Raw genomic sequence first — 13,469 nt, forward strand, 5'->3', positions numbered from 1 at the left:
CCAGCACGTAGAAACTTCTCATTTACGTATACATATATTGAGGATTTCACTGGCAGCCTCATCAACAGACAGGGTATCGTTCATCATTTCATCCAAGAGTCTGCCGCACAATATATCATCAAAGTCTACATCGCTCTCACCTTGCGAAAATAATGCATAGGCTTTTACTTGATCCTTGCTTTCAGAAGCCCAGTAATGCTCTTTAGCAAAAGGGTAGGTAGGCAGGCTGATACGGTGAGGCATCTTCCCTGTGTAAAGTTTTTCCCAATCCAAATTTATCCCTTTGGCCCACAGCTCCAAAAGCTTGGTATATTTCTTTTTGGAAATCCAAAGATCGATCATTTGTTGCAAGTCTTCGTCCCCCGAAAAAATAGACAACGATTCTCTGTTACGTTTAGCCTGTCCCCTATATAGGTTGAGCATGTTATGGCGTCCATCCACAAAACTCTTTAATTTTTCCTCAAGCTCTGCGGTAGATTCCACAAGTATGGCTAAACGCTCCTCCATCGCTTCGCGCCCCAACTGAAGCGTGTAAGCAATATCCGATAGGCTTGCGGAGAATAGCTGACCCTGAAGAGCATTCAGCAGCTGCCGTCCCTTTTCCTTAAGCTGCTCCTCGCTCTTGGCTGACAACACGATCATGACAGGTCCCTGAGAAGCGGATTCTGTTCCAGACTGTTCCTGATACTCGGGAATATACTCTTCAATCACGATATGAGCGTTTGCCCCGCCTGCACCAAAAGAAGATATTCCAGCCCGTCTTGGATATTCTTTTGTGATTCCATCGGTTGTAATTACCGGTCTCTTCCATTCCTCCAGGCTTTGCTGAACGATAAATGGAGTATTGTTGAAATTAATTTCAGGGTTCAACTTCCTTGAATGTAAGGATGGTACTAGCTGGCTGTGCTTTAGCTGCAACAATATTTTAGTCACTCCTGCAATGCCTGCTGCACTCTCACAATGGCCTATATTAGATTTGACCGCCCCTATGGCGCAGAACTGCTTATCCTTTGTGAATTTTTCGAAAGCCCTTGTCAGTCCTGCAATTTCAATAGGATCTCCCAGAGCTGTACCGGTTCCGTGGGCTTCAATATAACTGACTGTCCTTGCATCGACATCCGCACGCTGGAGCGCTTCTTCAATCAACCAGGATTGAGCTTGAGGGCTAGGTACTGTATAACCGCTGGTTTTACCTGAAGCATTAAGCATGCTCCCTTTGATTACTCCATAAATATGGTCGCCATCTGCAATCGCCTTCTCCAACGGCTTCAACACGATCGCGCCGACACCCTCTCCGTCGACGAATCCATCTGCCTGATCTCCGAATGACTTACATTCACCCGTTTTAGAAAGCATCGTCATAGCCGACAGCTTGATATAGTGGATAGGGTCTACAATCAAGTTGACTCCCCCGGCAATGGCACACTCGCTTGTACCGCTATACAGGCTTTCCAAAGCCAAATGGATCGCCGTCAATGAGGAAGAGCAAGCGGTATCTAAGGACATACTCGGACCTTGGAAATCCAAATGATAGGAAACCCGATTCGAGATGGAATTATATTGAGGTCCCAAACCGTAATTTCCGTTCATAACGCCTGCAAATACACCGACTCTTCTACTCTCACAAAGATTGGCAGGGGTATACCCAGCATCCTCTATGCTTGCATATGCTGCTTCCAGGAACAGTCTTTCCTGCGGATCCATTGTTTCGGCTTCTGCGGGAGAAATCTTAAAGAATAGCGGATCGAATAAATCAATGCCTTCGATAAAACCGCCCGATTTCGTATAGATTGTGCCCCTTTTCCCTTTTTCTTGGTCAAAGTAGGTCTTCCAATCCCAACGGTCTTTCGGAATTTCAGTTATGCAATTTTTACCTTCTCTTAGATTGTTCCAATATTCCTCTATATTACGAGCTCCCGGATAGCGTCCTGACATCCCAACAATCGCAACATCCCTGATATTGGAGGATCGTGTCGTTGGCTTTTCCTTTGTGCTGTCAGAAGGCTTAAGGAAACGCCCTCCCCGGTCAAACTTCATTGGGACAGTAGCGAGTAATTGCAAAGCAGGGACCTCTTCAACTCTGGAAGTCTCTTCGGTCAACTCCTGTTCCTTCATTCCTACCAGCTTCTTCAACGAGTCCTTTTGCGTTTGAAGAAGGTATGCTACTAGATCATCTATGGTGTTGTACTCAAAAAACAGCGTGCTGGCAAAATCCTCGATGACTTCACGCAAAACATTTGTGATTTGCACAACCAATATCGAGTCGATTCCATACTCTTCCAGGGCAACCGTTGAGTCGATACTTCCCGGTTCCATTTTTAGCGTCTCACCAAGCAAATGTTTAAAGTACGCCGTACTTTTTTCACGCAGCACATGCTCTACCTCTGCTTGTGCTACCTCTATTTTGGGTTGAGATTGTTGTTTCACTGATACCGTTTCTACGGTTCTTTTCTCTATCAATATTGATCTTCGTTTGTGCTGTCGCTTTTGCCGAACCAAGCCATCGCTTTGGGCTGCAACAATCTGCTGGCCCCAATCATGCGCCTCTTGCGCCGGGAAGAACGCTGCATGGAAGCCTTCTTTGTCCAGTACGGTTTCCCATATTTGAGGGTGAAGCCCTGGACATCCAGGAATACGCCATTCCGGATCCTCATACGCCCACCAGCCATCTAGCAATCCGAAGGTAAGGTGGGTAAACACGCTACTACCTGTGATTTCATTGAGCAGGAGCAAGCCGTTGCTTTTCAAAACCGCTTTAGCATTACGTAACGCCTGGCGGATGTCTTTTGCGGTATGAAGTACATTAGCGGCAATGACAATATCATATTTACCCGTCTCAACACCTTGCCCAGCAATAGGTTCTTCAACATTAAAAATCTGGTAGCTGAGATACGGATTATGCGGCCCATACTCTTTTTCCGCGTGCATCAAAAAGGCTTTGGAAATATCGGTATAGCAATATTCCTGAATGTGTTTGCGGTATGGGCGTAATTTCAGGAATAGCGTGGCACTGGTCCCTCCGGTGCCCGCGCCGATTTCCAGAATTCTGATTTCCGCAGCGGCGTCGGCCATAATCCTCTCCTGGATATAAGCGGCAGTAGTATCGGCAAGTACTTCATTAAAGTAGTCCACCACCAGATTGTTCTTGTAAATTCCTTCCACTAGTTCCATTGAGGAATTGGGAAAGATGACTTCAGTCGCAGGCGATTTTCCGGTAAGCACTTCCGGTAAAGCCCGTAGCGTTGTCTCAACCAAATTAACCCTTGCTCTCATCTGCGGATATTGTAGCCATGTACGCTTGCGCTCTTCCCATTCCTGCCAGACATCATCTCGATCCGTCAAGCTGGAGTTTCTACCTGATAGGTCGTTATCCATCTGTGCCAAAATCTCCATGCTCTCTTTCAGCCATTTGCCATATAGCTCAGGTAGTCCGAGTTTATTTTTGAACTCGTCGACAGACTGACGATCTGTCCCTGATAACCCCATGGACAAGAGCTGCTCCCGCAACAACCTGCTTAGGAGATGTTCCATCTCCCTTTCCTGGAGGTCGCCCATATCGTCTGCAGCATAGTTTTCGATAAAATGGCTTCTTGATTGTATTGCTGTAGCAATATTTTCCTGAATATCCCTGAGATTCGGATCCGAATTAGGCGGGTAGAGATCAATCTCTTCCGTCGGATTAGTCCCTTCCATCTCCAGATGTCTTGTTGTTTTCATAAGCCCCATTTGGTCTATCGGTGAGGCAAGAAGCGTCTCAAGCGCCTCCATCCCCTCCTGCGGGTCAATGAGCCCAACACCTATTTGCGCCAGTCTGGAGTAATTTTCTACCTCCTGCCCTCCATTTTGAGAGGCATTGTTTTCGCCGCTCCCCCAGTATCCCCAGTTCATGACCTTCACTGGACAACGCCATTCCTGCGAAAGACGATGCGCAAACGCGTCTTTAAAGGTACTTCCGGCAGCATAGCTACTTTGTCCCGGATTCTTTACATAGGTAATCATGGAAGAGAAGAACAATACGAAATCCAACGGCTCATTTTGGAAGACCTGAGCCATGCGTACACTTACATCAACCTTTGCTGAAAGCCCTGACCGGAGCTCTTCCTCCGTCAAATCTTCCAAGCCCTTCTCCAAAAATGAAATGGCTGAGTGGACCACTCCGTTTATGTTGGAGTACCGCTGTTTTATTTCCTCATATGCCCGCTGCAGCTCCCTTTCGTCTGCTACATCCGCCGTGATATAGCATGGAACAGGTCCCAGGCCTTCAAATCCGTCCAGTTTGGCCTGGATAGAGGCATCCTTTTGCCTTCTGCCTAGCCACACCATCTGGGCCTGGTAGGTACAGGCCATATACTTGCTCCAAGCCTCTCCGATAGTGCCGGCACCCCCGATGACCACATAGACGCCTCCGGTTTTGTATAGCGTCTGTCCTTTTAAACCTGAAGTCTGTTTGAATGGGACCAAGTGCTGCCGGTACCACTGCCCATTTCTGTAAACCCACATCCGTCCTTGTCGGTCCGAAGGCAGCGTAAACATATCGGATAGCGGCCAGTCATCATCGGATTGCAGGTCAAGGATACGGATTTTCCAGTTCGGATATTCTTTGGCCATGGTGCCTACCAGCCCATGAAGACTTGCGTGAGTCGGGTTGACTGTATCGTTCTGATCCATCGGCTGAGCTTGATTGGTTATCGTTGCCCAGCCTAGCTTTTTCGTCCCGTATCCCAATAAAAGCATCGCTTTGACCATTCTAAAGAAGAGAAGGACTCCCTGCTCCTGTTCCTTGATCAAGGACTCGGCAGTCACCGATTCGACGGAAACACAGGGTGCAATCCACAGGATATGGTCAACGGCTCCATATTCTTCTACCTTTGAGGCAACTGTTTCAATGGAATCGTGCGCTTGAAGCTCCAAGAAATGCGCCCTAGGATAATACTCCCGGATGGCCTGTCTGTCTTTGTCAGTACCACCTGCAATGACCAATCGGTCTGTCGGTGACGGGGAAACGACATCTTTTTTTACAGCAGCAGGGTCCCATTTCGGGATGAGCATTACGGATCCTACAAGCGGGTCGGCGGCACTTTCTCCTGCCGCTGCGCCTTGTGCATTTTCAATGCCGACTTCTCCTTCCAGCGCCCGGGTGGATAATCCTGTTATTCTGACGCAAATAGTTCCTTCCTCATCACACAAGTCAATATTAAGCTTCTGTACCTTGTCTTCTTTCTTGCTGCCCTCGCTGTATTGAATCAACGACCACATGTTCGGGGTGCATGCCCCATAAATCTCAATCTCTTGGAGGGCAAACGGCATATGAGGCGTAGCTGGTACAGCGCTACCCGACAACCCTCCGTTCTCTTGGCCCATAATTAGCCCGATGGATGCATGCAAGGCCGAATCCAGCAAGCTGGGGTGAAGAACCAAGCTGTCCGCCATATTAGAAATGAAGGAAGGCAATGCCAGCTTGGCTAGTACCCTGCCCGGATGTGTATATACCTTCTCCACACATCTGTATGCCGGGCCATAATCCATTCCCATTTCCTCGAAGATTTCATAACATTGCGATCCGTTAAACCTGTGTTGACCAAAATCTGCCTGTAACGCCTTAAGGTTTAGTGTCGGTTTTTGCTCTACGCAAACCTGCACCGCATCACCTTGGCTATGCACGGTATGCCCTCTTTCGCTTCCTACTTGCCCGCTATACACTTCAAAGCTGATTTTTCCAGTGTCTTCCAGGTAGAGCCTGGTGTGTACAGAAACTGGCTGGTTATCCACCACAATGGGCCGAATCCAGTTTACATTTTTCAAACGGATTCCTGTTGTGCTGTTGTCCATATCTCCTGTGGAACGTTCTACAGCCGCCCGTACCATCTCAAGATAGGCTACGCCAGGCAGAACCTTTTGACCTTTCACAACATGATCCTTGAGGAAAAATTCCTCGCCTGTAAACGTTGAACTGAACCGCTGTTCCAGAAAGTCTGAAGTGTTCTGATGCAGTAAAGGTGTCAAAAAGGATGATTGGGACGAAGCGGCTTCTGTTATTGCGGCGCTCTTTTCCTCATGTACGGGTATCCAATAGCTTTCTCTGGCAAAAGGATAGGTTGGCAGACTCATCCTGCGAGGCTTCACATCCTCATAAAGCTTGTTCCAATCCAAAATCAGTCCCGTAACCCAAAGTTCAGCGAGCTTTCCATACTTCCCTTTGTCCACCCATGCATCAATCATTTTAGCCATATCTTCATCGACTTCCTGAGTGACAAGCCCTCCTCTATTACGCTTTACCTGTCCTCTATACAGTTCTTCTACGCCTTCCTTTTTTTGTAGGAAGCCTTCCAATTTCCAGTCAAGCTCTTGGATGGATTTTGCAATGATCGCCAGACGTTCGTCCATCGCTTCTCGCCCGATTTGCAGCGTGTAGGCGATATCTGAGAGACTTGTATGCGGGTCATTCAGCTCTCTGAGTGCAGACAGCAATCTTTGCACCTGCTCGTCCAGCCTTTCCTTATTTTTGGCCGACAACACGACTATGACAGGATTCAGGGATACAGGCGCAGCTTGCTGCTGACTAGCTTCTTCTGGAATATATTCTTCGATAACCACATGAGCGTTAGAGCCCCCAGCACCAAAGGCCGATACTCCTGCTGCCCTTGGGTATTCTCTGGTTTCACCGTTGATAGCAACTACTGGTCTTTTCCACTCTTCTAACCCTTGCTGAACTTTAAAGGGACTATCGCTGAAGTCGATATTGGGATTTAAGGTACTTGCATGTAGCGAAGGCACGATTTGTTTATATTTCAACTGCATAAGCACCTTTGTCACCGCGGCGATACCAGCAGCACTCTCACAATGCCCGATATTAGACTTCGCCGACCCGATTGAACAGAACTGCTTATCGCCGGTATATTTCCGGAAGGCCTTCTGTAAGCCTGCAATTTCAATCGGGTCTCCCAGTGGAGTTCCTGTTCCATGGGCTTCTATATAGCTGATGGTTCTGGGGTTGATTCCTGCCTCCTTAATTGCCTGACCAATCACACGGGCCTGTGCGTTGGGGTTAGGTACGGTATAGCCGTTGGTTTTTCCCCCGTGGTTCACTGCAGTTCCTTTGATAACTCCATATATCCGGTCTCCGTCTGCTATGGCTTTGGCTAATGGCTTGAGCAGCAAAGCCCCGACTCCTTCTCCCGGTACATATCCGTCTCCCTGTCCGAAGCTTTCACATCTCCCATTGCTTGATGCAAAACTTCCCTGTCCCAACAATAGGTATTTGTTAGGATGGATGGAGACGTTGACCCCTCCTGCTACTGCCAGTTCGCATTCTCCATGCTGTAGTCCATGACAGGCCATATGAATTGATGTCAGTGACGAGGAGCACATGGTATCTACAGCGATACTTGGCCCTTGAAAATTACAAAAATACGATACCCGGTTGGCAACCGCCGAGGCATTCCCGAGAAGTCCAATCATCCTTCCCTTGGCTTGTTCCTGGGCTCCATAGAGTTGATACTCATGGTACATCACTCCGACGTAAACCCCGACATTGCCTTCTATGCCGCCAAGCTCCCGCTCTGCACAAAGGGTTTCTCTCGTATAACCTGCATCCTCTATCGTTTCATAAACGCATTCCAGGAATAAGCGCTCCTGCGGGTCCATCGTTTCCGCTTCCCTTGGCGAAATATTGAAAAACAACGGGTCAAACCAGTCCACTCCATCGATGAACCCTCCCCACTTGCTGTAGGTTTTTCCGGGCTTGCCTCTGTTTTCATTAAAGTACAGACTGTGATCCCAGCGTTCCTTAGGAATCTCTGTAATGCAATCCTTTCCATCCCTTAGGTTGTCCCAGAACTCTCGGATACCCAATGCTCCCGGATATCTCCCCGACACGCCGATAATTGCAATGTCTAATGCCTTCTTCTCCTGATGTGGCTGTATACCTGTCGGGAAAAGCCATGGACGCCTACGATTAGCCGATATCGAGACTAAAGGCTCTATGGTTGCTTTTATAGGTACTTTCGGGCCTGCATCAGGAGCCGTATTCTTCTCTGTCGCTTCTACAGCATCAATCAGCCGACCGCGATACGATTCAAGGAAATAACCCGTCAATGACCGGAGATTCTGGTATTCAAAAAATAATGTTTTCGGTAATGAGCCGAAAGTCTTTTCCAATTCATTGGTAAGCTGCATAACCAGTATGGAGTCAATCCCATACCTGTCCATTGGTGCATTTACATCTATACTTTCAGCGGGCAGCTTGATCACGGTTGAAAGTACCGTTTTCAAATAACCCTCCGCTTTTTCCCTTAGCCATTCTTCTCCGATAAGCGGTGCTCCTCCGCTTTCCATTACAGATCGGCCTGAGACATCAGTTTCCGAGAGCTGGCCTAAAATTGCCGCTTTAATCCTTTGGGGATACCCTTCGATCACCATAACCTGACTTCTGCCGGAAGACAGGCTTTGATACAAAGCTTTGATTCCATTCTCCGTTTGCATGGCAATCATGCCCAGGTCTTGCATCGCCCTTTCCGTTTCCAGGTCGACATGCATGCCTCCATCCTTCCACAGAGGCCAGTTTATCGACAGTGTTTGCCCCTGGCGCTGCTTTGCTGTCACCAAAGCATTTCGATAGGAGGCATACGCATCCATAAAGCCATTAGCAGCGGAGTAGTCAACCTGCCCTACATTGCCAAGGCTTCCTGCGCCAGAAGAAAATAAGATAAAGAAGTCCAGAGGCAGGTCTCTGCTGGCCTGGTCCAGATTCATCACTCCTGAGACCTTCGGAGCCAGCACTTCTCTAACCTCTTCTTTAGTCTTCTTGATGATGAAGTTGTCCCGAATCACTCCGGCTGTGTGCAAAATACCGTTAAGGCAGCCAAATTGCTCGACGATGCCATGAATTAGCCCGGTAACCGATTCGTTGTGGCCCACATCCGCCTGTTGGTACTCTATATGACCACCCAGCGCTCTCAGTTCGCTTAACAGAGCCTTTTGGTCCGCAGAAAGTGATGACCGACCCACCAATACGACGGTGGAGTTTTTCACATTGCGCACAATGTCTCTGGCAAAAATGAGCCCCAGGCCGCCTAAGCCACCAGTAATGAGATAGATCCCACCATCTCTCCACGGCAGGTCTGCATCTTCACGTAAGGCTTCAATTTCTTGCCACATTAAAGCCTGTCGTTTGTCCCCTTGGTACCGTATCCGTTCGTTATGCCGGTCACTTCGGTTCCCTTGTAGTTTCTCAATGATTTCTTCGAAATCATTCTCTACATCAAGCTCAAGCAACTGACCCATGACATTCGGATTTTCTTTTTGAGCGGTTTTCAGCATTGCAAAGAGCCCGGAATAAACCTGTTGGTCCTTCCGAGCGCGGGTTGCAAGCTGTATCAAAACTTTCTGTTTTGGGATGTCTAGCAGGATGCTTTGCAATTCTTCAAATATCTGAATGGTATAATCTTCAAACCGACTGTCCATATCCATGCTGGAGGACTGTAAAACAAGGCAGCGAGTACCATCCATGTGGGCTTCAATATCCTCCCCGGAGATACCATCCACTTCACACAGGATCACAACATGCTGGATATCTTCGTTAGCGTTCACCCCTGTGGTGACAGGCATCTCCTGCCAGATAGGCTCAAGCATCAGTGTACCCATATCCTCAGTGATGCTGGCTTGCCCCACATCTCCTTCCAAAGCTCTGGATAAAAGTCCTTTGAGCTGCACGCAAATCTTTCCGGTCTCATCGCACAGATCAATATCCACCTTGCTTAATCCATTCGACGTCTCTTCACTCCCATCGTGAGAGATCCGGGCCCACATCACTGGAGTGCATTTTTCGGATATCTTCAGTTCCTCCAAAGCAAAGGGTAACGCAGGCTTGCCTACAGGCAAATTTTCTTCCGAACCCATTACCAAGCCGATTGTGGCCTGCAAAGTTGAATCCATCAAAGCTGGATGCAGTACAAATTCAGTTTGAGTATGGAGTACAGCGGATGGTAGGGACAGCTTGGCCAGCACGTAATCCTTTCCTCGAAAGATTGCCTCAATGCCACGGTGTGCGGGTCCATAGTCTATCCCCATGGCTTTGAAAGCTTCATAGCATTGGCTCGAAGAAAGTGGTGTGAGGGTACAGTCTGCCCGTAAGACATTCAGGTCCAGATACTGTATCTCCCCAACCCTCTCCAACACAGCCATTCCCTGACTGTGTATAATACCTTCAGCGTCGGCCCCTTCCATCCCGCTGCATATTTCAAACGCAATCTCTCCATTGTCCTGGGGATATAGACTGATGAGTACCCTGACCGGTCCGTCTGCTACAACCACAGGCCGAGCCCATACGATATTTTTCAGCTGAATATGGGTCCCGCCTTCTACTACGGCCCCCACTGCCTCTTCTACAGCTGCTCGCACCATTTCGAGGTAAGCCACCCCGGGTAATGTTTGTTGACCCTTGATTCTGTGGTCTGACAGGAAAAATTCCCGGCCTGTAAAAGTAGAGCTATAACGTTGTCCGGAGAGATCGGAAATATTCTGATGCAATAAAGGATGAATTTGGGCAGTCATAGCCAGATTTACACTGCCTTGTCCAGTGTCTGTTTCGGATAACCAATAGCGTGCCCTTTCGAAAGGATAGGTCGGCAGACTGATTCGTCTGGGCTTGATATCTCCATAAAGTGCGTCCCATTCAATGCTTGCGCCATTGGCCCACAATTTGGCTACCTTATCAAGTCTTTTCTTCTCAGTCCAGGCCCGAACCAGGGTTCCGGTGTCTTCGTCCGAATCCAAGAGTTCGATTCCGCCACCTGGATAGTTCACACGGCCGATCAGCACTTTTTCCGACGAGTTTCCGTTAATAAAATGTTCAAGTTCATCTATCAGATTTTCTCTTGAATCCGTCAAAAACGCGAGACGCCAGTCCATGGCCTCTCTTCCCACTTGCAAGGTATAGGCCAGGTCCGTGAGATTAACGCTTTCGTGCAACTTAACAAAATTCATCATATCTGCTGCATAGGTTTTCAAGGATTGTTCACTTTTAGCGGACAGCACAAATAGTCCCGGGTTGTCTTTACCCACTGGGGGTAGATTCACCGCAGAGACTACAGGAACATATTCTTCAATAACCATATGAGCGTTAGTGCCGCTAAATCCGAAAGAACTTACGCCCGCACGCCGGGGTACTCCCGGTTCGGGCTCCCAGCTTTGCAGACTGGTGTTAATATAGAACGGGCTATCCTCCAGAGAAATATGCTCATTTAAGGATTCGAAATGAATGGTAGGCGGCAATTGGTGGTGCTTCATGGCCAGCAGCACTTTCATCACACTGGCCACTCCGGCCGCAGTCATCATATGACCCATATTGCTTTTCAGTGACCCCAATGCGCAATAGCCCTTCTTGCTTGTATAGGATCGGAATGATTCCGTAAGTCCCTCCACCTCGATAGGATCACCCAGCTTTGTTCCTGTTCCGTGGGCCTCTATCATGGAGATGGTTTCGGGATGAATGTTAAACCGTCGATATACGTCTTTTTCCAGCGAGATTTGTGAATTTACACTTGGGGCAGTTATTCCGTTGGTTTTTCCATCCTGGTTCATTCCCCATCCCCGAATAACTCCATATATGGAGTCCTTGTCTCTGACTGCATCAGAGAGCCGTTTTAATAAAATGACCCCAACTCCTTCTCCGGGGACAAACCCGTTTGCACGGGCATCAAAGGTAAAGCACCGTCCATCCTTGGACAGCATTCCTGCCTTGCTAGTCATAACATGCATCCCCGGACCAGCCATAATCATGACTCCGCCTGCCAGAGCAAGGTCACTTGTTTCTAAAAGGAGACTGTTGCAGGCTTCAGCAATAGCCACCAGAGAGGAAGAGCATGCGGTATCAATAGCCAAAGAAGGACCTTTCAAATTTAGCAGATACGAAATCCGAGCGGATAGAATTGAAGGAGACCCTCCCATAAGAACCTGCGCATTTAACCCCTGCCCACTCATGGACCTCCCATAATCACTGGCTGCACAACCTACAAAAACACCGCAGCGGCTCTCCGACAGTGAGGCTGGATTTAATCCGGCATCTTCAATGCATTTCCAGCTGCTTTCAAGAAATAGGCGCTGTTGAGGATCCATCATCTCTGCTTCTGCAGGGGATATATTAAAGAACAACGGGTCAAATTTATCTACATCCTCTAAAACACCCATCCATTTGCTATAGGTTTTTCCCTGAGCCTTGGGATCGGTATCGTAATATTCATCGATTGACCATCGCGTTGAAGGGATTTCCGATATACAATCCCTGCCCTGAGCCAGATTGTCCCAAAATTCAGCCAAAGTCCCTGATTCCGGGAATTGCCCTGCCATACCAATAATTGCGATAGACTCCTTATGTTCCTGACCGCGCGGCATATCTAGCATAGCTTTTTTAGAATCAGCATGCTTGACCGTTTTGTGGGAATCATTGCTATTCGGCAGCTGTCCATAGGCGAATTGAATCCGTTCTTTAACTTCTTGCTGATTCAGAAACGTTTTATCCTGCATTTTTATTTCTTTTTCAATAGTAGCCGCCAGCTTTTCTCTTATCGATTGGGCCATATGGTTTTTCAGCTCAATTAATGACTCCCTGGGAGACTCAGACAGTTTTCTTGCCAGCTGCATGGCGTGCGGCACCACTTCATTCCTCGGTACAACCGGAAAAGGAACCCCTTTGGTTTCCAGTTCCGAACCACTATATCTAGTACCTGTAAATAGAATTTCCTGTGCCATACTAACCCCGAATTTCTCAGGGAAAATCAGGGTCGAACCCGCTCCGGGAGTAAAGCCGTACTTCATAAAGTTAGTAGTATAGATGCTTTCCCGACTCATCACGATAAAATCGCAAAACATCCCCATGCACCAGCCAGCACCAATCCCATGTCCCTGCATAGCAGCGATGACGGGCAGCTTGCAATCCAAAGCAATCTTGTAAACATTGGTATCGCTATATTTCGCCTTTCCCTCATGGATAGCCAGCAACCCCTCTTGGGTGCCTCCTGTGGCAAAGTAGGTGTCATATCCCGTCAGAATCACAACTTTATAATTCTCGTTAGCCTGCACTGTCTCAAACGCCTGATTCAGGCCAATAATCAGTTCATCGGAAAATGTATTTTTGTGCACCGTGTCCTTCATTTTCAACAAGACAATCCCGTGCTCAAATTCCTGCAATTCAACCACAGACTGTACCTTCATTTGGGGGGCGCTTATCTCCTGCCCATCCTCCGACGTGTGGAAGCTGTCCAATGGTTGCAACGTGAAAGCCCGTCCTTCTGATAATTCCTGTGGACTGGCTTCCAATGATTCATCCGGGAGCTCGCCAATAAATTGAAGCAATTGTTTTTCAGCATCTTCATAATTGATTTCCCCTGCTTGCACCGCACGAAAAATATCTTTTGAATCCATAAACATGTCCTCCTAGCTGTATGAAATAGGACAAATATCATGTTGGCTGT

At 48.0% G+C, this 13,469-nt stretch carries 1 protein-coding gene; it reads right to left on the bottom strand.

The annotated features are described in order from the left end of the window. Positions 1-18: 18 nt before the first annotated feature. Positions 19-13,419, bottom strand: a complete 13,401-nt coding sequence (locus tag NLX82_RS03625; protein WP_254347492.1) for an SDR family NAD(P)-dependent oxidoreductase — start codon at positions 13,417-13,419, stop codon at positions 19-21. Between the last annotated feature and the right edge of the window lie 50 nt (positions 13,420-13,469).

The organism is Paenibacillus sp. A3M_27_13 (assembly GCF_024213315.1).
In the GTDB taxonomy this organism is placed as follows: Bacteria; Bacillota; Bacilli; order Paenibacillales; family Paenibacillaceae; genus Paenibacillus; species Paenibacillus polymyxa_B.

Excerpts from the sequence above, each read along its gene's own strand:
- NLX82_RS03625 (WP_254347492.1), bottom strand. The coding sequence starts at position 13,419 with ATGGATTCAAAAGATATTTTTCGTGCGGTGCAAGCAGGGGAAATCAAT.